Origin of the sequence: Bacillus sp. G402 (assembly GCF_051172515.1) — a bacterium.
Taxonomy (GTDB): Bacteria; Bacillota; Bacilli; order Bacillales; family Bacillaceae; genus Bacillus; species Bacillus altitudinis.
Genome location: NZ_JBPIZC010000002.1, coordinates 955,373 through 981,113, shown reverse-complemented (window position 1 = coordinate 981,113; position 25,741 = coordinate 955,373). Strand labels below are relative to the sequence as shown.

General features: G+C 41.4%; 25 protein-coding genes. 14 read left to right on the top strand and 11 right to left on the bottom strand.

Annotated elements, in window-relative coordinates; all coding sequences use genetic code 11:
* The first annotated feature begins 3 nt into the window (after nt 1–3).
* Nucleotides 4–627, top strand: a complete 624-nt coding sequence (gene wrbA, locus ACSBQP_RS13565) for an NAD(P)H:quinone oxidoreductase (RefSeq protein ID WP_045034926.1) — start codon at nt 4–6, stop codon at nt 625–627.
* 48 nt (nt 628–675) lie between these two features.
* Here the strand turns inward: wrbA and katX are convergent, their stop codons facing one another.
* Nucleotides 676–2,175, bottom strand: a complete 1,500-nt coding sequence (katX, locus tag ACSBQP_RS13560) for a catalase KatX (protein WP_230677060.1) — start codon at nt 2,173–2,175, stop codon at nt 676–678.
* A 196-nt stretch (nt 2,176–2,371) separates the two neighbouring features.
* Between katX and ACSBQP_RS13555 the strand changes: the two genes are divergently transcribed.
* From ACSBQP_RS13555 to ACSBQP_RS13545, 3 genes are all read left to right on the top strand, one after another.
* Nucleotides 2,372–3,025, top strand: coding sequence for a hypothetical protein (locus ACSBQP_RS13555; RefSeq protein WP_108611549.1), 654 nt, complete (start codon nt 2,372–2,374; stop codon nt 3,023–3,025).
* 149 nt (nt 3,026–3,174) lie between these two features.
* On the top strand, nt 3,175–3,669 hold the full coding sequence (locus ACSBQP_RS13550) for an RNA polymerase sigma factor (protein ID WP_035704097.1): 495 nt from the start codon (nt 3,175–3,177) through the stop codon (nt 3,667–3,669).
* Complete coding sequence (locus ACSBQP_RS13545; protein ID WP_057078787.1) at nt 3,670–4,527, top strand: DUF3298 and DUF4163 domain-containing protein; 858 nt, start codon at nt 3,670–3,672, stop codon at nt 4,525–4,527.
* Between the two features lie 44 nt (nt 4,528–4,571).
* On the opposite strand, the gene ACSBQP_RS13540 is transcribed toward ACSBQP_RS13545, so the two are convergent.
* A complete protein-coding gene (locus ACSBQP_RS13540) occupies nt 4,572–5,501 on the bottom strand; it encodes a manganese-dependent inorganic pyrophosphatase (RefSeq protein ID WP_024718447.1) in 930 nt (309 codons plus the stop codon).
* A gap of 303 nt (nt 5,502–5,804) precedes the next feature.
* Here ACSBQP_RS13540 and ACSBQP_RS13535 point away from each other — a divergent pair, with 303 nt between their 5' ends.
* The 3 genes from ACSBQP_RS13535 to rplI are packed head-to-tail and all read left to right on the top strand — an operon-like array spanning nt 5,805 to nt 9,198.
* Nucleotides 5,805–6,752, top strand: a complete 948-nt coding sequence (locus ACSBQP_RS13535) for a YybS family protein (protein ID WP_025208334.1) — start codon at nt 5,805–5,807, stop codon at nt 6,750–6,752.
* Between the two features lie 20 nt (nt 6,753–6,772).
* A complete protein-coding gene (locus ACSBQP_RS13530) occupies nt 6,773–8,752 on the top strand; it encodes a DHH family phosphoesterase (protein ID WP_017359884.1) in 1,980 nt (659 codons plus the stop codon).
* Nucleotides 8,749–9,198: a 50S ribosomal protein L9 gene (rplI, locus tag ACSBQP_RS13525; RefSeq protein WP_007497423.1), complete on the top strand. Its 450-nt coding sequence runs from the start codon at nt 8,749–8,751 to the stop codon at nt 9,196–9,198. The genes ACSBQP_RS13530 and rplI overlap by 4 nt, the downstream gene beginning before the upstream one ends.
* A 40-nt stretch (nt 9,199–9,238) precedes the next feature.
* Here the strand turns inward: rplI and ACSBQP_RS13520 are convergent, their stop codons facing one another.
* The 7 genes from ACSBQP_RS13520 to ACSBQP_RS13490 form a co-directional block, all read right to left on the bottom strand.
* Nucleotides 9,239–10,453: a CynX/NimT family MFS transporter gene (locus ACSBQP_RS13520; RefSeq protein ID WP_017359885.1), complete on the bottom strand. Its 1,215-nt coding sequence runs from the start codon at nt 10,451–10,453 to the stop codon at nt 9,239–9,241.
* 22 nt (nt 10,454–10,475) lie between these two features.
* On the bottom strand, nt 10,476–10,619 hold the full coding sequence (locus ACSBQP_RS13515) for a YycC family protein (RefSeq protein WP_008347524.1): 144 nt from the start codon (nt 10,617–10,619) through the stop codon (nt 10,476–10,478).
* Between the two features lie 18 nt (nt 10,620–10,637).
* Nucleotides 10,638–11,426, bottom strand: coding sequence for an alpha/beta hydrolase (locus ACSBQP_RS13510; RefSeq protein WP_435028494.1), 789 nt, complete (start codon nt 11,424–11,426; stop codon nt 10,638–10,640).
* Nucleotides 11,427–11,515: 89 nt separating this feature from the next.
* A complete protein-coding gene (locus ACSBQP_RS13505; RefSeq protein WP_017359887.1) occupies nt 11,516–12,481 on the bottom strand; it encodes an iron-hydroxamate ABC transporter substrate-binding protein in 966 nt (321 codons plus the stop codon).
* Between the two features lie 98 nt (nt 12,482–12,579).
* A complete protein-coding gene (locus tag ACSBQP_RS13500) occupies nt 12,580–14,205 on the bottom strand; it encodes an AraC family transcriptional regulator (protein WP_017359888.1) in 1,626 nt (541 codons plus the stop codon).
* A 209-nt stretch (nt 14,206–14,414) separates the two neighbouring features.
* Entirely contained in the window at nt 14,415–15,296 is an 882-nt protein-coding gene (locus tag ACSBQP_RS13495; protein ID WP_035390120.1) for an alpha/beta hydrolase, read from the bottom strand.
* 498 nt (nt 15,297–15,794) lie between these two features.
* Nucleotides 15,795–16,652 carry a hypothetical protein gene (locus tag ACSBQP_RS13490; protein WP_019743428.1) on the bottom strand — a complete coding sequence of 286 codons (858 nt, stop codon included), beginning with the start codon at nt 16,650–16,652 and terminating at the stop codon, nt 15,795–15,797.
* A gap of 109 nt (nt 16,653–16,761) precedes the next feature.
* On the opposite strand from ACSBQP_RS13490, the gene ACSBQP_RS13485 reads away from it, so the two are divergent.
* The 3 genes from ACSBQP_RS13485 (at nt 16,762) to ACSBQP_RS13475 (ending at nt 19,907) form a co-directional block, all read left to right on the top strand.
* Nucleotides 16,762–17,718 carry a DUF4885 family protein gene (locus ACSBQP_RS13485; RefSeq protein WP_435028493.1) on the top strand — a complete coding sequence of 319 codons (957 nt, stop codon included), beginning with the start codon at nt 16,762–16,764 and terminating at the stop codon, nt 17,716–17,718.
* A gap of 282 nt (nt 17,719–18,000) precedes the next feature.
* Complete coding sequence (gene dnaB / locus ACSBQP_RS13480) at nt 18,001–19,365, top strand: replicative DNA helicase (protein WP_003214779.1); 1,365 nt, start codon at nt 18,001–18,003, stop codon at nt 19,363–19,365.
* Between the two features lie 128 nt (nt 19,366–19,493).
* The gene (locus ACSBQP_RS13475; RefSeq protein ID WP_008347509.1) at nt 19,494–19,907 is read left to right on the top strand and encodes a VOC family protein; all 414 of its coding nucleotides are present in this window, start codon (nt 19,494–19,496) and stop codon (nt 19,905–19,907) included.
* Between the two features lie 32 nt (nt 19,908–19,939).
* Here ACSBQP_RS13475 and ACSBQP_RS13470 read toward each other — a convergent pair whose 3' ends face one another.
* Entirely contained in the window at nt 19,940–21,145 is a 1,206-nt protein-coding gene (locus ACSBQP_RS13470) for a cytochrome P450 (protein WP_017368448.1), read from the bottom strand.
* 137 nt (nt 21,146–21,282) lie between these two features.
* Here ACSBQP_RS13470 and ACSBQP_RS13465 point away from each other — a divergent pair, with 137 nt between their 5' ends.
* The 4 genes from ACSBQP_RS13465 (at nt 21,283) to ACSBQP_RS13450 (ending at nt 24,867) form a co-directional block, all read left to right on the top strand.
* Nucleotides 21,283–21,864, top strand: a complete 582-nt coding sequence (locus tag ACSBQP_RS13465; protein ID WP_285891435.1) for a TetR/AcrR family transcriptional regulator — start codon at nt 21,283–21,285, stop codon at nt 21,862–21,864.
* 216 nt (nt 21,865–22,080) lie between these two features.
* Nucleotides 22,081–23,376, top strand: coding sequence for an adenylosuccinate synthase (locus ACSBQP_RS13460; protein ID WP_007497400.1), 1,296 nt, complete (start codon nt 22,081–22,083; stop codon nt 23,374–23,376).
* A 132-nt stretch (nt 23,377–23,508) separates the two neighbouring features.
* Nucleotides 23,509–24,642: a DUF418 domain-containing protein gene (locus tag ACSBQP_RS13455; RefSeq protein ID WP_435028492.1), complete on the top strand. Its 1,134-nt coding sequence runs from the start codon at nt 23,509–23,511 to the stop codon at nt 24,640–24,642.
* 15 nt (nt 24,643–24,657) lie between these two features.
* Nucleotides 24,658–24,867, top strand: coding sequence for a hypothetical protein (locus ACSBQP_RS13450; RefSeq protein ID WP_024718463.1), 210 nt, complete (start codon nt 24,658–24,660; stop codon nt 24,865–24,867).
* 30 nt (nt 24,868–24,897) lie between these two features.
* On the opposite strand, the gene ACSBQP_RS13445 is transcribed toward ACSBQP_RS13450, so the two are convergent.
* Nucleotides 24,898–25,422, bottom strand: coding sequence for a peroxiredoxin family protein (locus tag ACSBQP_RS13445; protein ID WP_008347497.1), 525 nt, complete (start codon nt 25,420–25,422; stop codon nt 24,898–24,900).
* Nucleotides 25,423–25,741 lie beyond the last annotated feature (319 nt).

The following is a 25,741-nucleotide window of genomic DNA, read 5'->3' as shown; positions in this document are numbered from 1 at the left end:
GAGATGGAACAAGTGGAAAACGTAAAACTAGCGATTATTTATTATAGTTCAACAGGTACAAACTATCAGATGGCGAAATGGGCGGAGGCTGGAGCGAAAGAAGCTGGTGCTGAAGTCAAAATTTTAAAGGTTCCTGAATTGGCACCAGAAGCAGTTGTTGCATCAAATCCAGCATGGAAAGCACATTTAGATGAAACAAAAGATGTCCCTGAGGTTCAGTTAAGTGACTTAGAGTGGGCAGATGCCATTATTTTCAGCATGCCGACACGTTTCGGTAACTTACCGGCTCAAATGAAACAATTCTTAGACACAACAGGCGGTTTATGGTTCCAAGGGAAACTAGCAAACAAAGCAGTGAGTGCGATGACATCTGCACAAAACCCAAATGGCGGACAGGAGCAGACGGTTCTGAGCCTGTATACAACGATGTTCCACTGGGGAGCCATTATTGCCGCTCCTGGCTACACGGATGATTCCCTATACGGCGCAGGGGGTAACCCTTATGGTGTGAGTGTGACTGTTGACCAAAATGGAAAGATCCAAGAGGATGCAGAAGCAGCCGCAAAACATCAGGCGAAACGTACAGTGAATGTAGCAGAATGGATCAAAAAAGGTCAAAACGCTTAATAGATGTATACAAAAAGAATGCAGCCACTCCGCTGCATTCTTTTTTCATTAATAAGGATCTGAAGGGGTGCTGTTGTTGATCGCATCATTGACAGCCTGTGCCGCGCCTGTTGATCCAATGGGTCCGCTTGGCTCCTCTTGTTTGAAGGCTTTTAAGCCATCGGCCACACGTTTTCCGTAGTCAGGATCAGCTTTTGTAAAGTTTTCGATCATTTGGTCTTGGATGTCTTTTTGGCAGGTAGCTAAGGTGTTGACTAAGTTTTTAATCAGTTCCTCACGTTCCCAATCATTGAAGCGGCGATAGGTTTCTCCCGCTTGTCCGAAATTGTTCGGGCGGTCAATGGCTTCTCGTTTGACTTCACCCTCTACAAAAGGCGTATGATCCTTTCCATCTTGCTGCGCTTCTTTTAATCCCCCGAGAATGGACGGTTCATAATTCACATGGGGGTTTTGTCCTTTTCCTTGATCCACATGATATTCCATTTGCCCATCTCGCTGATTGGTGGCAACATGCTTTTTCGGGGCATTGATCGGCAGCTGTAAATAATTTGGCCCGACACGATATCGCTGCGTATCAGAGTAAGAGAAGGTACGCCCTTGCAGCAATTTATCATCTGAGAAATCTAATCCGTCTACAAGAACCCCCGTCCCAAAGGCAACCTGTTCCACTTCTGCAAAATAATTTTCTGGATTTTTGTTTAGCACCATTCGTCCGATCGGTTTCCATGGATAGTCATCCTTGTACCAGAGCTTTGTCGGATCGAGTGGATCAAAGTCTAGATGGGGGTGGGTGTCATCTTCCATGATTTGAGCATATACTTCCCATTCAGGATGATCCCCTTGTTCAATGGCTTCATATAAATCCTGTGTGGCATGATTAAAGTTTTCCCCTTGAATGGCTTGGGCTTGTTCTTGTGTCAGGTTGCGAATCCCTTGCTTCGGTTCAAAGTGATATTTGACCAGTACTGCTTTTCCTTCATGATTCACCCATTTATAGGCATGGACGCCAGAGCCTTGCATGTGCCGGTATGTGGCAGGAATGCCCCATGGCGAGAAGAGAAATGTCACCATATGTGTTGCTTCAGGTGATTGTGAAACGAAATCAAAAATGCGCTCACCATCCTGACGATTGGTGACAGGGTCAGGCTTAAAGGCATGAACCAAATCAGGGAATTTCAAAGCATCTCGAATAAAGAAAATTTTGAGGTTGTTCCCAACGAGATCCCAGTTGCCGTCTTCTGTATAAAATTTGATCGCAAATCCCCGCGGATCGCGTAAAGTTTCTGGTGAATGTCCGCCGTGAATAACAGAAGAGAATCGAACGAAGACAGGGGTCTTTTTTCCTTTCTCCTGAAATAATTTGGCTCTTGTATAAGTGGAAATGGGTTCGTCACCGAATGTACCGTAGGCTTCAAAGTATCCGTGTGCGCCGGCACCTCGTGCGTGAACGACACGTTCAGGGATGCGTTCACGATCAAAATGACTGATTTTCTCTAGGAAATCGTAGTTTTCAAGCGTAGTCGGCCCTCTATTCCCAACGGTTCTCATGTTTTGATTATCTGTTACCGGGTGACCTTGGCGATTCGTCAAGGTTTCTTCTGACTCTGAAGATGATATAGGCTGTTGATCTTCTTTCAAGGTAGAATCCCTCCTTCAATATCTCCCTAACAATATGGTCATGTTGCTCCCTATTTCATACAAGGATTGATATAATGAGTGAAAACTTTTATGAGGAGCGGACTTAATGATTCGATTACACTGCCTTCACGCACATCCATCTAATATTTCTTACATTGACGACGCTTTCTATGACACAGGATTTGATCTGCATCACATCGTCGATTCATCCTTTATGGAACGAGCCAAACAAGATCCTGCATTTGATCTTGAGCAGCAGCAAACCTATGCGATCAACAGACTCATGCAAGAAGGAGAAGCTGATCTTATTCTATTAACGTGTACACAATACATTGCGGCACTAGGGGAGCAGCACCTGTTCAAACAACCAATTGTTCCGATAGACGAGCCGTTATTTGAGCAGATTTGTGAGCGAGAGGGTCCGCTTCAGCTAGTGTTTTCAAACCCAGATACAGTAGAAGGAACGATGAAGCGACTGTCTTCATATGTAAAAGAGCGGGGAAAGCAGTTGAAGGCAGAAGTGGTTGTGCTAGAGGATGTCTTTCATCTTTGCTTGAACGGTGAGATGCAAGCCTACCATGAGCGAATCATGGAGCAGTTAAGGCAATCTGTGAAGCAGCATGGAGATATTTGTGTGATGCAGCTCTCGATGGTTCACGCTGCAAAGCAGGTGGAGCAGGAAACAGGAGTGTCCATCATTCATCCGCTTTCACCACTCAAACCATTTGTTTATCAAAAAATAACGGCTTTAAAAGAGTGAACCCGTCAGGTTCGCTCTTTTTGTATAGAAACGTAAATGGGATGACATGTTAAAAAAATAATGGAGCGCAAACTATTTTTAACAGGTGCGCGTCTATCCAATGTAAGAAATAACAGATGCGCATTTAAGATAAAGGAGCTCTTTGTAAAATGAAGAAACGAAAGATTGATGATCAATTTGCGGATTACGTAATGGAGCATAAACACAGTTTTTATCGATTGTCCTATAGCTATGTCAAAAACCCAGAAGATGCGATGGATGTCGTTCAAGAGGCGATTCATAAAGCACTCAAATCTGTTCACCGATTAGAGGATGCGACCAAGATGCATAGCTGGTTTTATAAAATCGTCGTAAACGCTGCCCTCGACTTTTTACGAAAGAAGAAGCGTGTGCAAGTGACAGACGATGACACGCTTGAATTTTTATCGCAGGGTGAATCGGATGTCTATGAGGATCAAGATGTCAGACGGGCGATAGAAGATTTGCCGGAGATGTATCGGGCCATCATTATATTAAGATTCTTTGAGGATTTAAAGCTAGAGGACATTGCTCATATTCTTGGAGAAAATGAAAACACCATTAAAACAAGATTATATAAGGCGTTGCGGCTTTTAAAAGTAGAATTATCGCAGGAGGAAATATAAATGGATAAGCATTTGGAACAGTTAAAAGAAGAATATCTAGAAATCCCTATTCCCCCGGAATACGATGCTATGGTTGAACGGACATTAAAACGAAAAAACAAGAAACCTCATTTTCAGAAATGGACGATCGGACTTGTTGCTGCGGCTGCTTTATTTGTCACCACTGTAAATGTCAGTCCGCAGGCAGCAAGAGCGATTTCAGAAGTACCCGTCATTGGAGAGCTGGTGAAAGTCGTGACGTTCACAGAATTTAAAAAGAGCGATCAGGGAACAAATATTGATCTCAAAACACCACACGTTTCAGGGCTTGGGGACGGAAAATTACAAGACAGCCTGAATCAAAAATATTTAGCTGAAAACAAAAAGCTGTATCAAGATTTTGAAAAGGAAACAAAGGGTTATAAAAATGGTCATTTGAGTGTAGAGAGCGGATATGAAGTAAGAACAAATAATGATCAAATTCTTTCACTAGGTCGATACAAGGTGACAACTCAGGCTTCTGCGGCAGAGGAAATGACATATGATACGGTGGATAAGAAAAACCATGTACTCATTACATTACCAAGTCTGTTTAAAGATGACCGTTATATTGATGTGATTAGTGAAAATATTAAAGAACAAATGAAGAAACAGATGAAAGAGGATTCAAATAAGATTTACTGGATGACGAAGCAAGATACGGTTGACCCGTTTAAGAAGATTCAGCCAGATCAAAGCTTCTATATCAATTCAAAAGGCAAACTGGTGATTTCCTTCAACGAATATGATGTGGCGCCTGGTTACATGGGTGTAGTTGAATTCACGATTCCAACAAGTGTGCTAAAGGATGTTCTTGTCAGCAATATGTACATTCACTAAAAGAAGAAAAAAGACTGCTGAAGATGTCAGCAGTCTTTTTGAGTTTATGAAGAAAGTGCGTCTGTTAGTGCAGGCACGACTTGTTTCTTTCTTGATACGACACCTTTGAGTAAAGCAGTGTTGTTTTCAAGTGTGACATTAAATGCTTTTTCTACTTTTGCTGCTTCAGCACCAAGTGCAAGCGTAAGAGAGTCATTTTCTAGAATGTCTGTGATCACTAAAACAAATAGATCAAGACCTTTCGCTGCGATAACTTCATTGATTTTTGCTTCGATGTCAGCTTGTCTTGCTGTTACTTCAGCAATATCAACTGTATTAACTTGTGCAATTTCGACTTTGCTGTTACCTAGTGCAAATTCTTTTGCATCCAGTGTGATTAATTCTTGAACTGTTTTTTGGCTTAGGTCAGCTCCTGCTTTCAGCATATCTAAACCATATACTTCAGGGTCTACTCCTGCGATTTTTGCCAGTTCATGCGCAGCATCAACATCCTGCTGTGTGCATGTTGGGGATTTGAATAGCAAGGAATCAGAAATGATCGCAGACAAAAGCAAACCAGCGATTTCTTTTTCAATTGTGACTTGGTGCTCTTTGTACATTTTGTTTAAGATCGTTGCTGTGCAGCCAACTGGCTCAGCACGATAGTAAAGAGGTTCACTTGTTTCAAAGTTTGCAATACGGTGATGGTCAATGACCTCTGTCACTTGTACTTGATCAATATCGCTTACACTTTGTTGGAATTCGTTATGATCGACAAGAATGACTTGTTTTGTTTCGTTTGCAGCCGTTTCAATGAAACGAGGTGCTTCTTGTTTAAAGAAATCTAATGCGTATTGTGTTTCTCCATTGATTTCTCCAAGTCTGACAGCTTCTGCTTGAACGCCAATTTTGTTTTTCAGATCAGCGTAAGCGATAGCAGAGCAAATCGTGTCTGTGTCAGGGTTTTTGTGTCCGAATACGAGTGTTTTTCCCATGTGAATTCTCCTTCTTACTTTTATTGATGATGTTTCTATTCTAACAGCTTTTGACCTTGAATTCAGGGTTTATAGCTAAGAATAATCTAAAAAATTGTAACATGCTGTCTGAAAAGTTGCATGTACAAGACGATCTAAGTTGTTCCACGTGAAACGCTCTTGGAATAGCCTGCATTTTACTTGCGATTTGCGGCTATGGTAAAATAAAGGTTGGGTCAAGATATGACGGAGCGTACATCGTACGTATACATAGAAGTACACATTGAGCAAGATATAGAAAAATGATTGGATTGAGGTGAAGGTGTGAAACAAACAAAAGCGTTAGTAGAAGGCGCTATCATGATCAGTATTTTTGCGGTGATGACGCTGTTTTATTTGTATGTGCCACTTTTATCCATTATTTTCTTCATGGCTGCTCCAATTCCGATCATTCTCTATACAATCAGGCATGGCTTGAAAAAAGGAATTGCGGCTGGCGCTATTGGCATAGTGATCAGCTTTTTAATTGGGTCTATTAATGGGCTGTTAAGTGCGCCAATGCTGATTGCTGTTGGAGTAGGTATGGGTGTTTTCTACAGCAGGAGGCAGCCAGGTCAGGCGATTATTACGGGTGCGCTGATCTACTTATTCAGTTTTCTCATTTACTTTGTTGTCAGTGTCCAGCTGTTTCAAGTAGATATACTGGGTGTCGCAAAGGAATCAATTGACCAAATCATGCCGATGGTAGAGAGTACCTTAAAACAATCAGGCGCTTCTGATCAGGACATAGCAAAACAACTCAAGCAGTTTAGAGAGATGCAGGATACGGCATTAAATTCTTTACCTGTAGCGCTTTTGATTTTTGTCACGCTGATGTCTTTCGTCAATCATTGGTTTGTGCGGCCGTTGATCAAACGGTTTGTTCCAGACATGCCAGCTCTTAAGAAATTTAAGGATATGCGACTGCCAAAAAGCATGGTATGGTATTATTTACTCACACTGCTTTTGATGCTGATTCAGCCGGAGAAAGGCAGCTTTTTATCGCTCGTGCAAACGAGTGCTTTTCAAATTTTATTTATACTGGTGCTTATTCAGGGCTTTTCTTTTATCTTCTATTATTGCCACGAAAAAAACATCTCAAAAGTGGTACCCATTTTTGCCGTCGTATTGACGATTCTCTTTCCGCCAATCGGTGTGATTGTGCGTATTATAGGGATTGCTGACATAGGCTTTGATTTAAGAGAAAAAGTAAAAACAAATAATTCACTCTGAATGTTGAGGAGTTGATATCAGTGCCAAGCTTCTATCGAAAACCTGTCATCAAGTATCCGATCTTCGCGTTAATTGTTCTTGCGGTGATCACAGTCCTCCTCAACCTTTATTTTAATTGGATCATAGGAGCGGTTGGTCTTTTAGTCCTTGCGGGTGTGCTCTACTTTTTAAAGTGGGCAGATACGCAGGTGCAAAAAGAGATTGATTCATATATTTCAACATTATCCTATCGAGTCAAAAAGGTTGGAGAAGAAGCATTAATGGAGATGCCAATTGGTATTATGCTGTTTAATGACCAGTATTATATCGAATGGACCAATCCATTTCTCGCTTCGTGCTTCCATGAAAGCACACTTGTCGGCAGATCCTTGTATGATACATTTGAATCCATTGTGCCTCTTATTAAACAAGAGGTTGAGACAGAAAATGTGACGCTGAATGACCGGAAATTCAAAGTCATTATTAAACGGTCAGAGCGCCTTTTATATTTCTTTGATGTCACGGAACAAGTGCAGATTGAAAGACAGTATGAAAATGAACGAACGGTGTTATCTTATATCTTTTTAGACAATTATGATGATGTCACACAAGGTCTCGATGATCAGGTGCGCAGCGCGATAAATAGTGAAGTCACATCGCTGTTAAACAATTGGGCACAAGAATACGGCATTTTCTTAAAAAGAATTTCATCTGAACGATTTATGGCGGTATTAAACGAGAGCATCTTAGCAGAGCTTGAAGCGTCGAAGTTTTCCATTTTAGACGAGGTTCGTGAGAAAACAGGGGCACATAGCGCCACGCTTACCCTTAGTATTGGAATCGGTGCGTCTGTTCCTTCTTTAAAAGAACTTGGCGCACTTGCGCAGTCGAGTCTTGACCTTGCCCTCGGACGGGGCGGAGATCAGGTAGCGATTAAACAGCCGAATGGGAAAGTGAAATTCTACGGTGGGAAAACCAATCCAATGGAAAAACGGACACGAGTACGCGCACGGGTCATTTCACATGCTTTAAAAGAAATTGTATCTGAAAGCGGTAATGTCATGATCATGGGGCATAAGTTCCCCGACATGGATTCTATCGGTGCCTCGATCGGGATTTTAAAGGTTGCTCAGGCGAATGGAAAAGAAGGTTACATCGTCATTGATGCCAACCAGATTGGGGACAGCGTTCAACGCTTAATTAGTGAAATTAAGAATTATGAAGAACTTTGGTCCCGTTTTATCACGCCTGAGGAAGCGATGGAGCTTGCAAAGGATGACACATTGCTTGTGGTCGTAGATACACATAAACCGTCGCTTGTGATGGAAGAACGACTGCTAAATAAGATCGAAAACGTCGTTGTCATTGACCACCATAGACGTGGTGAGGAATTTATCCGTGATCCTTTACTTGTCTATATGGAGCCGTATGCTTCATCTACAGCAGAACTTGTGACAGAGCTGTTAGAGTATCAGCCGAAGAAATTGCGGATTAACATGATTGAAGCCACAGCACTCCTTGCTGGGATCATCGTGGATACGAAGAGTTTCTCCCTCAGAACGGGGTCAAGAACGTTCGATGCAGCATCCTACCTTCGTGCAAAAGGGGCAGATCCTGTCCTTGTGCAAAAGTTTTTGAAAGAGACAGTCGATCATTACATCAAACGGGCAAAGCTCATTCAGCATACAGAGCTGTATCAAAATCAGGTAGCGATTGCTTCCTTGCCGTCTGACAGATCTGAGTATTATGATCAAATTACGATCGCACAGACGGCTGATTCTCTCTTGTCGATGAGTGAGGTTGAAGCATCATTTGCTGTCGCAAGGCGAGATGACGATACGGTTTGTATTAGTGCAAGATCGTTAGGGGATATCAACGTTCAAATTATTATGGAAGCATTAGATGGTGGCGGTCATTTAACTAACGCTGCGACCCAGATTTATGGTATAACCATTGAAGAAGCGGTAGAGAAGTTAAAAGCTGCCATAGACGAATATTTCGAAGGAGGGGTTCAAAGATGAAAGTCATCTTTCTAAAAGACGTAAAAGGCAAAGGGAAAAAAGGCGAAGTCAAAAATGTAGCTGACGGATACGCTCACAACTTTCTCATCAAACAAGGGTTAGCTGTTGAAGCAACTCCAACGAACCTAAGTGCATTGGAAGGGCAGAAAAACAAAGAGAAAAAGAATGCCATCCAAGAGCTTGAGCAAGCGAAACAATTAAAAGAAACACTTGAGGCGCTGACAGTGGAACTCACTGCTAAATCAGGTGAAGGCGGTCGTCTATTTGGATCGATCACAAGCAAACAGATCGCTGATAAATTGCAAAAAGAACATCAAATCAAACTCGATAAGCGTAAAATCGAGTTGAATGATGCCATCCGTGCGCTAGGATACACAAATGTACCGGTGAAGCTTCACCCAGAAGTACAAGCAACATTAAAGGTGCACGTCACAGAACAAGCATAAACAGAAAAGAACCCGTCTCCTCGTGAGGCGGGTTCTTTGTTTATGATGGATCTGAAATATAGACGCTTCGTCCAGCACGCATACCGGATATAAACATGAAAAATAGGACGATGATAAAGATGATAATGGCTGGCGTCCATGTATGTGTCACATCAAAAAGGATACCGATCATGAATGGACCAACAGCGGCTAATAAATAACCGAGTGACTGCGCCATTCCAGAAAGGGCAGCTGCTTGTTCCATATTGGTTGTTCGTAATCCGATAAATGTGAGGGCAAGACTGATACTGGCCCCTTGTCCGACGCCGATGAATAGCACAGAGATGACAAGAATAGGCGTCGACCCTCCGAGGAGGAGACCAATCATGCCGAGTAAATACACAAGGACAAGGCCGACGACAAGCGGTCTTTGCGTTTTTAATTTTTCTGCAAAAACGGGCGTTAAGAAGGTCGATGGCAGACCAGTGAACTGCATAATGGATAGCATCCATCCCGCTGTCGCTAGGTTCATGCCATGTGATGTCAAAATATCAGGAAACCATGCGATACTGCTGTAGAAAAGGAATGATTGCAAGCCCATAAAAAAGGTCACCTGCCATGCGACACGTGAACGCCATATTGGCTGCTCTTTGAGCGAAATGCTTTTGACAGCCGCTGTGTTCTGATGAAGAAGCTGCGGCGCCCACACCATCATCGCAAGAAGGGCAAGTCCGGCCCAGACAAGGAATGATGTATTCCAGCCGCCAGGCATTGCATGACTGAGCGGAACGCTGACACCAGATGCAAGTGCAGCAAAAACGGACATCGATGTCGTATACACGCTTGTCATTAATCCAGCATGTGCAGGGAATTTATGTTTCACAAGTCCAGGTAAAAGCACATTACAAATCGCAATCCCGACGCCGACTAGCGCCGTTCCTATCATTAAAAAGGTGATGCTGCCAAATGAACGAATGACAATCCCAAAGAGCAGGACAGCAAGCCCAAGCCAAAGTGTTCGTTCATTCCCAAGACGTTTTCCGATTTTAGGTGCAATGGGAGATAGCAATGCGAATGAGAGCAGTGGTAATGTCGTGAGGAAACCAGCAAGTCCATTTGAAAGCTGTAAATCAGAACGAATGGCACCGATCACAGGACCAACAGACGTAATGGCTGGCCTCAGGTTAAAGGCAATGAGTAAAATCCCAGCAATCAGCAAAATGGTTTGCCCTGTACTGCGGGGATGAAATGTTGATTTTTCTAGTTGTTGTTCCATGAATGTAAACTCCTTTATTTCTTTAAGAACGATCTTTCTTCTGTTCAAGCTCCGCTAATTTAGCTAATAAGATGTGCTGCGGCATATGCATGATTTGCTCTAACGGTACATTGAGTGATGCAGCAAGCTTTTGTGCGGTATCGGCTGAGATTTGTAAAGGTCTCATGCGCAAATCCCTCCTCTTTCAATCTATACGTTCCAATATACCATATCGACTTTGTGACTTGCTGATAAAAAATTTGGGTTTTCTTTTATAAAACCACTTGATGGCCGATAAGAAATTTTTTTGAAATTGTTTCAGATGGTGGCCCTCTCCTTGTTCAAGGTGAAAGTGAAGCTTTCGTTCCTGCATCCCTTTCTGTAATAAAAGATCATGGAGTTGTTTGTTGAATAAAGGCATGTGCTGTTGGGCCGATGTTTTGCCTTTCCCTTCTTCACTGCCTACAGACAAATAGACAAGGTGGTCCACAGACTGAATGCTTTGTTGTTTAGCAAACGGTAGAAAATCTTGATACCAAAATGACCCAGAGATAGATGCGATATGTTGAAAAAGGGTAGGGTGCATCAATAGGGTATAAATAACAAATAGTCCACCTAATGAAGCACCTACGTGGCTATGTTCATGACCGGTCTGTTTAACTGGGTATTCTCTTTTGATATATGGAAGCAAGTCATTTGCTAAAAATGACACATATGTCTGTGCCTCACCTTTAAAGTCAGGGAATCCAGAATGCAGTGATGATGCTTTCCATGGTGTATATTCGTCAAGTCGATTGAAGGGGTGTATACCGACGATGATGATTGGCGAGATGGTTTTGGCTTCAATCATGCTTTCGATCTCTAGCAGGTGGGTTCTAAACAAAGAAGAGCCATCTTGTACAAAGACAGCTGGAACATCAATAGAGGTGTCTGGTGGAAGGTAAATATCAAGCTGACGCCCGTTCAATTCGTCATATAGAAACGTTCCGTTCATGTGTATTCTCTCCTTCAAGTTTTCAAGCTCCGCTGAAAAGAAGAACAAAGGACTAAAATGTTTAGCCCTTTGTCAAGATGCGCATCTTTTTAGTTGGTTTGATCTAGCCATTTGACAGCCTGATCAAGGAAGGTGGTTTTGCTTAGTGCTGTTCCTCCCTGAAGCATAGGATCAACGACATTTTCATTGATGTGTCCATTTTTCACAGCTTTTAGGCTGTTCCAAATTTTATTTCCCTCTAAGTCCTTCAATGCATTTGGATTCGATGAGTTTTCCTCTTGGGAGAATTGAACAAAGATATAATCAGGATTGAGTTCACCTAGGCGTTCCAATGAAATCATTGCTTGTGCTTTGGCTTTTTTGATATCACTTGGTGCTGTAAATCCTAAGTCCCCATATAAAGTAGAGTTGAAGTATACGTCTTCAGGGTACACGTACAGGTCGCCCTGTCTAATGCGTAAAATGACAGCTGTTTTGTTGTTGCTTTTGTCTTTCAGGGTTTCTTTCGCTTGTTTGAGATCTTTCTGATAATCAGAAATGATGCTTTTCGCTTCTTCACTTTTTCCAGTCAGTTCACCGAGTAATAAAAGGTTGCTTTCCCAGTCGGAAGAGACATGTGATACTGGGATCGTCGTTTGAACTTTATCTAGTTTTTTAATTGTTGCAGGCGGGAACTTGGTTGATCCGAGTATCACGTCTGGTTTTAGTTTTAAGATTTTTTCTAGGTTCGGTTCTGTTTTTTCCCCAATGCCTTCTGTTTTTGCTGTAATGTCTTTAAATAATTCAGGGAAAGTGCCGCCGACAGTAGAAGCACCAATAGGCTCGATACCAAGTAGTTTTGCATCTTCCATCGATTCTAGGCTTCCAGCAATGACGACTCTTTTCACTGGTGTTTTGAGTTTGTACGTTTGATCTAAATATTTGATGTTTGTTTCTGCTGCTTCAGCTGACTTGCTTTTGGTTGTGTTTGAAGCCGGTTTATTTTCTGCAGCACCACAGGCTGCTGCGGTGATCGTCATGATACAAAGGATAAGCAATGCGAACCATTTTTTCATTTGTTTTCTCCTTTAACTGATAATTGTTCTCAATTAAAGATTGTAGTAGTCATTCGTCCTTTTATCCATAGACAATGATCTGTCTAGTGATGGACTTTTTACGGAAAAAAAGATAAAAGGTCCTGAATGACTCGTTGATGACTGGCTGCTGAGTATTCACGCCAAGGGTCAGAAGCGAGTGGATAGACGGCTTGTTGCGTCACAGCCTTGAGATTTTGCCAAGCCTCCTGTTGCTTTAACTTTTGATAAAAAGCAATGGTTTTTGGTTCTTTATGCAACAAGAGGAAGATGGCATCTGGGTCTAACTGCTGTATAGATTGAATGCTGATTTTTTTTTCTATTAGCTGTCCATCATTCTGAAAAGCTGGTAGAAGGCCAATGTCATGAAAAATTACTTCTGACATGGTGCGATTGACAGATAAGTAGAGCTGATCTTGAAAGATACGAAGAGGCAGGACGGTTCTTGGTGGATGATCAATAAGGCATGCCTTTTTCGCTTGAATGACGAGTTCTTCGTAATGAAGCAGCCATTCTTCTGCTTCCCTCGTTTCGTTTAAGAACAGAGCTGTTTGTCTGAATTGAGCGCGCCAATCCAATTGTGTGAATGGAACAAAGTGAACAGGACAGATGGTTTTCAACGCTTGTTTTTCTTCCTCTGTCACATGATCATTGGCAATGATCAGCTCAGGTTGTGCTTCCTTCAATTGCTGTAAATTGGCTTCAGCGTGCTCGTTGATACGATGTGCACTCAGATGAATCGGAATTTCTTCTGCATAATGCTCAAAATCATGTGCTGTCCATTTAGGGTGAAGAGGGGCAGCATATGGGATGATATGAATGGGTGTGAGCTGACCGAGTATGGAATGGCCATAGGCAGCCATTTTCCGTTGACGGCTTTTCATATAAGCAGAAGGAGTGATACCCGTTTTTTTCTTAAAGATACGGCTAAAGTAATAGGGGTCTTGATAGCCGATGTCCTGTGCAATGTCTTTGAGTTTTGCATGACCTTTCGCCATGAACTGTTTGGCTCTAGCCAGTCTTTTCTTGGTGATATAATCAGTGACACTCACATCAAAATGCTTTTTAAATAGCTCGCTGTAATGATTGGCGCTGATACCAGCCATATGAGATAGACTTGTAAGGCTGAGAGGTTCTTCGGAATGTTGATCGATATATTGTTTTGTTTTGAAAAGGGCGTGTGTTGTGTCACAAATGTCTTCTTTATGCAGTGTGAAAAGCTGCAGGATGAGCTGTTGAAAAAGGGTTTGGCTTCTAAAAAAGCTAATGGATTCAGGTTTTTGCCATTTTGCTGTCATGTCGGACAGTAAAGAATGAATGTGTTCAATCGAGCTAATATCGATAAATTGCCATACATTCAGTAAAGATCGGGCTTGTTCAGTTGATACTTCTTCTATGCTTTGACCTTGTGGCGTGTACATCTGAAAGCGAAACAGATAGAGCTCGTGTTTTTGATGTGGCTCTGTTTTCAACATAAATGTTTCCCCAGGCATCATCGTATAGAGTGTCAGATTTTTCAATCGCCATCTTTGATCATTCAATGTAAGTAAACCGCTGCCGCTTATGTTAAAGAGGAGGCAGAAAGTATCTGAAAACTGCTGCTCCGTATGTGGAAGATCTGCATTATTTATTTTTTCAGTATATGTTAATCGATAAATGCATTGTTCAGCATTTACCTTTGTACATAATTGATGATTGTTTCCCATAAAACCACCTGATCTCTTATTAATTGATAAATATTCTCAATTGAATTGTATCAGAAAGAGCTGGAAAATGGTGTGTTTATTCTGTCAAAAAAGCACCCTGATGGAGATCAGGGTGCGTAGGGTGTAGAGAAATACTTGCATTCGTTGTCCGTCCTGCGCCTGTGATAAGGGCAATCTTTTGAGATAGATCACTATATTTCGTGTGTTCACTAGCTTTTTTTCATGTCTGTGGTTGTTAAAGGATCATCATGATAGAGTGCAAAACGAAAAGCATAATTCATCAGCACCGGCAAAACGGACGTATGTCCTTCTTCAGGGAACTCGTGATAGGCAGTATGCAAGCCGTATGACGATAAAGGCAACATACGATTTGCTAGTGAATTGGCATGATCATTCATTTGACATGGATGATGTTTTTCTAACTCACCTACACCTACAAGCAGCCTGACATCCATAGGCACCTGACGTATATAGTTGGTGAATTGGTGTTCTTTTTCTAGAAATAATTTTTTGTTCCAGTGGATAGAAGGGCTCCCTGCAATATATGTCTGATAAGCATCAGGGTGCTCAAATAGTGTGTGTAATACAAAAAGACCGCCAAGAGAATGCCCAAACAGTGTTTGACGACTTTGGTTGATCGGAAAGCGTTGTTCGATATAGGGCTTTACCGTCATTTCTAAAAAAGAAAAGAAAGTAGAAGCGCCGCCATATGTATGGTTGGAGAAGTCCTTTCTTTTCCTCCCAATGGAAGCATCAGGGGCGGTAAGAGTGAGATCATAATGCCTAAGCGGATGATAGGATTCTTCTGTTTGATAGCCAATTCCCACAATGATGGCAGGTATGATTCCTGTTTTTTCAGGTCTTCTTGACTGTAAACGAATGGCTTCGACCATTGTGCCAAAAAGCGAATTTCCATCAAGTACGTACATGACTGGAAAACCAGCCGCTGGAGGAGTAGCATTCGGTTTAAATATAAAAAGTCTGTATGGGTGTGCTGTGATATCCAGTTGCTCCGTCCCAGGTATAAAAAAGGGGCGGCTTTCTCCGAAAAGTGAATTCTCAGTACCCATTCCTTCAGGGTGTTTCAACATATATAAAAATTCCCTTCCTCAAAATGATCCTCATATGGTGATAAAAGCACACTTGTGAATATTGGTTGGATGAGAGTATTACTTGAAAACTTCAAATGAAAATGATTCTCAATTATCATGTGAGCACACCAAATAATAATAGTTATTAATTATAAAGTCAAATGTTCATAAAGTTATATAAATGTTAATTTTGCCCAATTCATTGGTGCGGCCTGCTCTGCTTCTATATTTTGCGTCGGCAGCCGGTCATCGAGAAGTTCTGCCATACCAAGCACCGTCCTTTCATACAAAAATACACTACTCTTCTTTTTAACATTTTCATTCATAACAAAATGAAATGGTCAGTCGGGGTTCTGCTAGAGAGCGTGTTGAAAGAGGAGGGGCTGTTTTAAAAGTGGCGAAATAACATATAACATCAAAAATGAGGCAATAAAAAAAGTAAGGGATGTGCCCTTACTTTTTGATCAATTGGTGTACATATCTGTTAACATCATTCACTTAAAATCCATCTGTGACATCATATTCGTAACGGATATCGGCTTTGACATTGCTCATAGTAGATCTCGCGGTAGCTTTTGCGTTGTACTTAAAGCTCCATTTTTGAGCGACTCTTAATTGATCATCCAGAGATATACGATAAGAACCACTTGTTGCAGAGGAGAAAAGTGATTGATACCAAATGTTACTATCACTAGCCATCAGTTTGTGTGTGACATTCCCTTGGTTGGGTGTTTGAGTGCTAGTTGTCGTAATGGATTTAACTACAGCGCGTTTAGGCACTGTGGAATTATTCGTTAAATCCATTGTAATGACTGAAGAGTCAACTCCTAAAAAATTTAAAGAAGAATTCCCCAAGTTCGTAGCAGTCCCTGTAAAATTGAATGTCCCATTTCCAGATTTAATACGATCTTGAATGGAAACAGTAAAATACATGTTACCGGTATATGTACCACGGGTTACTTTCACAAAATAAGTTTCTGAAGTTGAAGTCACGTCACCAGTATTTGCAAAAATAAAAGGCGTTACTGAATCAGGATTTATAACTTCGGATCCTGTCCTAGAATATTTCGAATTATACACCTCGATATTCATCCCTGTATATTGCTTATTATACGAACTTCTGACATAAACTCTTTCCCCTTTATTGATCGTAAACTGATAATACGCTTCATTTTCACCTTCAGGTAAGATTGTCGTGTCTGAACGACTGTTTTTCCAATATCCCATTGAACTTGCAGTGTTAGGACTGTTATTCCCTGTAATAGCTGCTTCCGCTGAAGTAGGTGCAAAAAAACTAGCAACAAGCGCCAATAATAATGCTGGTAATAATAAACGTTTAAAGATAGTATTTGTCATATATTAACCCTCCTTGTAATAATTACTATATCGACATTAAACTAACAAATTTTAACTGAATTGCCGATATATTTAATAATCACTATTTTCTTAAAAAAGGAGAATCAAAATGAATATTAATACGTCGTATACAGCCAGTTCTTCGAACAATTTGAACCAAATAAACTCTAAAGGTCAATCAGCTATTAAAAGTACAAACGAAGTGATGACCGAATCTGATAGACGAATGAAAATATTAGATGAAAAATACGAAAAAATAAATGAACAAAATAAACGATTCAAAGATCCTCAGAGTCATATATATGATAAGTATCGAAATCCATACTCTTCTTATTTCAGAAGTGATCTAACTAAAGTGGAGAGAGAAGCTGCTTATACGATGGAAATGAGTTGGGCAAGGAATAATAAAGGTGGACAATATGACTTCAATGATGCTATTTTCCGTAATGAAAAACGGTACGATCCTACCCAAGAAAGTGTAGAAAAGAAACTATTAAATCGTCAGAAGGTGAACGAACAACTGCAAGCTTTGTTTTCTACCAATGGTTTGAACATTCCTAAAAATGCTAATTTAACTTTTACCATTGACCCAAATCATTTTAAATTAGTGGTGAGTGGAACAACTGACGAGTCGCTGGTCAAACAAATAGAAGACATATTAAATACAAGCAACAATACAAGAGAACTATTTTTTCATATTATGAAAAGTAGAAATGATGATTCGACTCAATTCACGCCGGATTCACTTGCAAAGTTCCACCTTGTCAATCAAATCAAAACGGTGACAGGCTACGACTTAAAAGATTTAAGCATTGTAAACGGTCAATTTGTAACGGATACCGGAGCGAACATTTTTGATATCTACAAAGAAGAACTTCTGAAAAACCCATACACAGCAGAAAATGCCCGAATTGCTGCATCACATTATGGTGCACAGCTCTTTGACTTAGCCAAAAATGGATTTGATTCTATTCCCGATTTGGTATTATCTATTAGTTATCAAAATGGCTCCTTACAAGACATTGGGCAACAGGTGAATTATGGAGTTAAGAAAACGATAGATTAAAAAACGCACCTGATATTTTCAATATTTGATCATGTGCGTGTTCATGCCATGTTGGAGTATCGATCACATGTGTGAACAACAGCTACAAATTCCATTAGCGATACAAAGGACTCTATAACAATTTATGTTACAGAGTCTTTTCTATTTGAAGTGTGTTGTTTCGCTGTTCAACAAAACATCGACATGGTAATTTTGACTATAGTTGATGTTTTTCACTTTTTTATTGCTGAAAATGTTAAAATGATGAGTAGCGTATTTTTTTATGAAAGGACGGTGCTTGGCATGACGGAACTTCTCGATGACCGGCTGCCGCCGCAAAATATAGAAGCCGAGCAGGCCGTATTAGGTGCTGTTTTTTTAGAACCATCTGCGCTAACGCTCGCTTCTGAAGTATTAATTCCAGAGGATTTCTATAGAATGTCGCATCAAAAGATTTACAATGCGATGCTTGTACTTGGTGATAGAGGGGAACCGGTTGACCTTGTCACGGTGACATCAGAACTTGCCAATACAGATTTACTAGAAGAGGTAGGTGGGATTTCGTATTTAACAGATATTGCGAACTCTGTCCCAACTGCCGCAAACATTGAATATTATGCAAAAATTGTGGAAGAAAAATCTATTTTAAGACGTCTGATCCGTACAGCGACAACCATTGCACAGGATGGATATACGCGTGAGGATGAAGTAGAAGATCTATTGAGTGATGCTGAAAAAACCATTATGGAAGTGGCTCAGCGTAAAAACTCAGGAGCTTTCCAAAACATTAAAGACGTTCTTGTTCAGACATATGATAATATTGAACAGCTTCATAATCGAAAAGGTGATATCACTGGGATTCCAACGGGTTTCTCAGAGCTTGACCGGATGACAGCTGGCTTCCAGCGAAATGACTTGATTATTGTAGCGGCTCGTCCGTCCGTAGGGAAAACAGCCTTTGCGTTAAATATTGCACAAAACGTCGCGACCAAGACAGATGAAAGTGTCGCCATCTTTAGTTTAGAGATGGGCGCTGAGCAGCTGGTCATGCGTATGCTTTGTGCCGAGGGAAATATCAATGCACAAAACCTAAGAACCGGTAACCTCACAGAAGAGGACTGGGGTAAGCTGACAATGGCGATGGGTTCGCTATCAAACAGTGGGATTTTCATTGATGATACACCTGGCATTAGAGTCAGTGAAATTCGCTCGAAATGCCGCCGTTTGAAGCAAGAAAACGGGCTTGGCATGATCCTGATTGACTACTTACAGCTCATCCAAGGGAGTGGACGATCAAGCGATAACCGTCAGCAAGAGGTATCTGAAATTTCTAGGGCTTTAAAGTCACTAGCAAGAGAACTTGAAGTGCCGGTCATTGCCTTATCACAGCTTTCTCGTGGGGTAGAGCAGCGTCAGGACAAACGTCCGATGATGTCTGATATTCGTGAATCAGGAAGTATTGAGCAGGATGCCGATATTGTGGCGTTCCTTTATCGTGATGATTACTATGACAAAGAATCAGAGAATAAGAACATTATTGAAATTATTATTGCGAAACAGCGTAACGGTCCAGTTGGAACGGTATCACTGGCTTTCGTGAAAGAATATAACAAATTCGTCAATTTAGAAAGAAGATTTGACGATGCGGGTGTTCCGCCCGGTGCTTAAAGCCCAGCTCAAGAAGCTGGGCTTTTTTGATCCATCTACATCGAAAGAATGACTGAAAAACATTCGAAATGAGGAGGAGAGACAGAAATACAGATCGTATACTAAAGGGAGAAAAGGAGTGATGACTGATGAAGTTTCAACAATTCGAAGCCGCTCAATTACGCATCGCACGTCCGACCGTCAACATGAAAGAGGTTGTTTCTTTTTATGAAGAAGGTTTAGGGCTGAAACGAATTGGCTCATTTGATCAGCATGAAGGGTATGATGGGGTCATGCTTGGGCTTCCTCACCAGCATGTTCATCTGGAAATCACCAAACATGAAGAAGACGAAAGCTTGCCTGTTCCCCACCCAGAGCAGCTGCTTGTATTCTATATTCCGAATGAAGAAGAATTTCAGCAGATGAAAAAGAGACTGATCGCATTTGGTGGACGGCATGTCACCTCTACGAACCCGTACTGGGATCGAGGAGGCGTGACGATTGAAGATCCAGATGGATATCGAGTGGTGCTCATGAATACAGAAGGAATTACACCTGATTAAGAAAGACTCCCATCTCGTGGGAGCCTTTTTTGTTAGCAACGAGGCGTGACACGGAGCTTCAGTGCTTTTAGTCCATACATACCGCTGCTTGTCATTGGGACGTAAGAGAGAAGCTCTAGTGATTCATATCGTGACTGTATGGCTTTGATGGCAGTGCAGGCTTCCAGGCGAGCAAGTGGTGCGCCTAGGCAGAAATGAATGCCGTGGCCAAAGCCAATATGGGGATTAGGGTGCCTGTGTATATCGTACTCATGTGCGTTTGGAAATTGACGCTCATCCCGGTTCGCAGAAGCAAGAAAGACAATCACACTGTCTCCCTTTTTCAAGACTTTTCCTCCAAGTTCGGTGTCTTCTGTGACATACCGGACGATGGTAGGCGCAGGGGCACGAAAACGGACAGCCTCCTCCACAGCTCGAGGAATGAGGTCAGGTGATTGAGCGAGCGCTTCATACGACCCCGGATTTTCTAACAAACTAAAGATCATATTGGAGATCAGGTTGGTGGTCGTTTCGTTGCCTGCTAACAGGAGAAGATTGCAGAAAGGAATTAATTCGTCTGCGGACAGCTTATCTCCATCTTCCTCCGCTTGGATTAAAAGCGAAATCAAATCCTCACTAAGGTTCTGCCGCTTCTCTTCAATGATGTCAGCAAAAAACGCCATCATGTCCGCTTCGCTTTGATCCCGTGTTTTTTGCCATTCAACGACATCTTTTTCATGTTCACTTTTAGGCATGCTGACGAGAATATCGGACCATTCTTTAAAGGATTGTTTATGTTCTGTTGGCACACCTAAAAGCTCTGCAATGACTATGACAGGAAGCGGATAGGAGATGTCTTGAACAAGATCAATCTCTTCCTTACCTTCTATTTGTGCAATGAGATCATCCATTAACTCTTGAATGCGTGGTTCCCACAATTTCATCACCCGGGGTGTAAAGGCTTTGCTCACAATGGAACGGATTCGTGTATGTTTTGGCGGGTCCATCATGACCATTGTTTTCATCAGTGAATGTTTCCGGTGGTCTTGAGGAGGTTGACTAGAAAAGGTATCTTTATCGATGGTGACGCGCTTTGCTTCTTCATAGGTGAAGACACTCCATGTTTGGCTGTGTTCATCAAAATGAACAGGAGATTCTTGACGCATTTTGGCGTACCAATCAAATGGGTGATACGGGTCCTGCTTATTTTTCCCTCTTAATAACGCTTTTTGAACGGCACTAGGTGTTGTTGTTTCCATGATCATCACTCCTTATGGGTTGTCAGATGATTCCTTTTTTTCACTGTGTTAGATTTAAAGGTAATTCATCAGGAGAAAGGATTCAACCAACAGAAAAGCGAAATCTGTTGAAGAAAATGGGAAGGGGAGAGCGGCTTGTGGCGGACTGCTACAGAGGGGATAAGCGCGCAACTGAATCAAAGCAACAATTAAGAAAAGCGTTATTTCAGTTATTAAAGGAGAAGGAATGGGGGAAGATTTCTGTACAAGATTTGACGAACAAGGCAGGAATCCATCGCACCACCTTCTATCAGCATTATGAGGATAAGTTTGACTTAGCTCAGCAGGTCATGGATGAGATGTTTGATGTCATGAAAACCGCTATTTTTGCTCCTGTACATGAAAATGAGTGGAAGAGCGATCATGCAGCATATGTGTATATTTACCGCTTTTATCAGCATTTGCAGGAACATGAAGAGGAGTATCAGATTCTCTTGAAAAGGGGAAGAGAGCTTAATATTCATCAGACAGCCAGTGCTTTTTTTGAAGAAAGCTTTACTTTGGGGCTCGAAGAAGTTACAGGTTCACCACCTGATCCACAACACGTTCCTCTCGAAATGCAGAAGCAATTTGTCATTTCTGCTTATGTTGGAACAGCTGAGTGGTGGCTGAGAAAAGGTAGACCATATTCACCCGACTTTATGGCAAGTTCGATGATTCAATTGATTGAAAATCACTGAACAAACGGAAATGAGAAAAACAGTAATTTTGATCGAAATCTCCTTGTTTAAGCGTAGAATGAGCAATTAAAGCGCTTTTCCTCACATGTAAAACGAACAAAATTTGATTTCAAGATATTAATGTTCGGATTTCACGTTGACTTTTTCATTGTCCATTGATAAAATAAATGTGTTTGAAAGAGATAACGTTTTGAAAGGTTAACGGAGGTGCACGATATGTCTTCAGTAGTCGTAGTAGGTACGCAGTGGGGTGACGAAGGGAAAGGGAAAATTACCGATTTCCTTTCAGAAAATGCAGAGGTGATTGCCCGTTATCAAGGGGGAAACAATGCAGGTCACACAATCAAATTTGATGGAGTGACTTACAAGCTACACCTCATTCCGTCCGGTATTTTTTACAAAGAGAAAACTTGTGTCATCGGTAATGGAATGGTGGTTGATCCTAAAGCGTTGGTCACTGAGCTTGCGTATCTTCACGAACGGAATGTGAGTACAGATAACCTCAGAATCAGCAATAGAGCCCATGTCATTCTGCCTTATCACTTAAAATTGGACGAGGTAGAAGAAGAGCGGAAAGGGGCTAACAAGATCGGTACGACGAAAAAAGGAATCGGACCAGCTTATATGGACAAAGCTGCCCGCGTCGGAATCCGTATCGCAGATTTATTAGATCGTGAAGTATTTGAAGAGAAGCTTGCCCGTAATCTAGAAGAGAAAAATCGTCTTTTAGAGAAAATGTACGACACAGAAGGCTTCAAAATTGAAGATATTTTAGATGAGTATTATGAATATGGTCAGCAAGTGAAAAAATATGTCGTGGACACATCTGTTGTATTGAACGATGCTCTAGATGAAGGCCGCCGTGTTCTTTTTGAAGGGGCACAAGGCGTTATGCTTGATATCGATCAAGGGACATATCCGTTCGTGACGTCATCTAACCCAGTGGCTGGAGGCGTGACGATTGGTTCTGGTGTAGGTCCTACGAAAATTCAACATGTGGTCGGCGTATCAAAAGCTTACACAACTCGTGTAGGTGATGGCCCATTCCCGACAGAACTCCATGATGAAATTGGCGATCAAATCCGTGAAGTTGGCCGTGAATACGGTACGACAACTGGCCGCCCGCGCCGTGTTGGTTGGTTTGACAGTGTTGTTGTCCGTCATGCGCGCCGTGTGAGCGGAATTACAGATTTATCTCTTAACTCCATCGATGTACTAACAGGGATTGAGAAATTGAAAATCTGTGTTGCTTATAAATTGAACGGAGAAATCACTGAAGAATTCCCAGCAAGTCTAAATGAATTAGCGAAATGTGAACCTGTCTACGAAGAAATGCCAGGTTGGACAGAGGATATTACAGGCGTGAAGAATTTAAGTGAACTGCCTGCAAATGCCCGTCATTACTTAGAGCGCATTTCACAATTAACAGGTATTCCACTTTCTATTTTCTCAGTCGGACCAGACCGTTCCCAAACGAACGTTGTCCGCAGCGTGTACCGTCCATCATTATAGACTGATCAGACACCAGTAAAATTACACATTTTACTGGTGTTTTTTTTGTTTAAATATTCCTTAATTTCTACGGAACTGACTTCCCGATATTACCAAAATATGATAACTGTATAAAAGGGAAGGAGCGTTCTAGTGAAAGAAAGAATACGATTATTAGATATTTTACGAGGTTTTGCGATATTAGGTACATTGGGTACAAACGTCTGGTTTTTTGCATACGCAGGGGATACCTTTGCGACAGATCAGATTGCGGATGAATATGAAAATGGCAGTTTTCTTGAAAGTCTTGTCTCTATGTTCGTTTATGGCAAAATGCTATCGCTGCTCACAATCATGTTTGGCGTAGGGCTAGAGCTGAAATACCAGCAGGCGAAAAGAAAAAATATGACTTGGCCGGGTACATATTTATGGATTCTTTTATTTTTATTTATTGAAGGCTTTGTCCATTTTGCGCTAGTGATGGAATATGATGTGCTCATGAGTTACGCCATCACGGGTTTGCTTGTGGCATTTATTGTCCGTGGAGGAAGTCGGCGCATCAAAAAAGGCATGATTGTCTCGGGTGTCATTCATTTGTTGGTGACGGCTTTTCTCGTTGTATTTTCTTTCTCTGAATTGGAAACTGAATCCTATGACGGGAGCAGTGAACCAACGTACGAAGAACAACTGCCGGAGACATGGATATCTCAAGTTCAAGACCGATTACAGCACTTTTTGATGTACCGAGAAGAAGCAATCTTTATTATCCCAATGAATACCTTTTTGTTTTTATTAGGTGTGCGGATGATGAGAGCCGGTGTATTTTATGCAAATGAGCGTGGGCAAACTCTGCGGAAAACATTATTCAGAATGGGTTTGTGGATTGGACTGCCGCTGAATGCGCTCGTCTTCGTACCAAATGACATAGTAGAATTCGTGGTGCGCTATGTGTTTTCACCATTCCTCTCTATTTTCTATATTGCTGTCGTGGCGAAGCTTCTAGCACGCACGGAGTCATGGTTCATGTGGACTTGGTTTGAATATGTAGGGAAAATGGCGCTTAGCTGCTATATCCTGCAAAATGTCATCTGCTCGCTTCTTTTTTACAGCTGGGGATTGGGTCTTGGCGGTCAAATCAACGCCCCCCTTATCGTCTTGTCATGGCTGTTCATTTCACTTCTGCAAATTGCCATTTCAGCCCTTTGCTTACACGTCTGGCGAATTGGGCCAATGGAGTATATCCGATCACGGGCACTTCGCCGTGTGACAATGAAGAAAGCATCTTAAAGGGGAATAGATACAATGTTTTTCAAAAAAACGACGAAAAGAGAACAAGCCAATGCACAAAAAGCAGCAGGATCGGCGTTTGTTTTTTATCTTCTAGCATTAGGAGGACATGCGTCTTACGCTTTTTTTCAAGGTGAGAGTACACCTGTGACTTTTGTGATTTTAATGACAGGTCTTCTTGTGTTTTTCACCGCAGATTGGCTATACAACAAAAAACATTCATAAAAAAGAAGCCCTCTGATGAGAGCTTCTTTTTTATTTTAGGCTTTTATATTGGCCTTTTAAATTTTTACGAATGTATTGAATGATTTTGCGCAGTTCGTTGGCATGTGGTCTGCCAAATGGACTTGTTTGTCTTTGCTGATAGAGGACTTGGCCTTTTTCATTTAATAAGAAATAGGCAGGTTCTCCGTGCACCCCGTGGTCTTCGTATGGGGCATCTTCCCCGTGATAGAAGACTTCATAGGCTTTCAATGATGTGAGGTTTTGGTCAGACATGATGGGGAAAGAAAGTCCCTCTTTGTCTGCAAATTCTTTCAAGTCTTCAGGGTTATCCGTTGAAATCGTCATTAAGTGAATATCCTTTTCTTGAAAATAGGATTGCTGTTTTTCCAGCTCTTTTAATTCCTCGACACATACTGGGCACCATGATCCTCTAAAGAAAACGAGGAGGTGCCAGCTTTGATGCTCCTCTAAATGTTTGTAAAACTCAATGTGATCGCCCTGCACTGTTGGCAGTGAAAAATCGGGCATTTTATCTCCTAATTTAAATGAACTCATCCTATGCTTCCTCCTTTTTCAATCACCATGCTGTTTGTTTCTTGTATAACCAATATTGGTCGGAATCAAACGTTTCTGTGTGCTGGATTGGGCAGTAGCCATTGATTGAATGAAGGCGCTTGCAGGATTAGGCGGTTTAACAGAAGATATCAAATCCGACACTTTTTTTAAAAAAATGTCGAAAAACGTATTGCCATATGTAATTACTCTATGATATTATAAATCTCGTTGTTGCAAAGGTCTCTGAAACTTGTTAAGATGCGATTTTCCAGCTTTTAAAGCGATTGGTTTGACGCAATACAGCTTCTTCAGATTCACT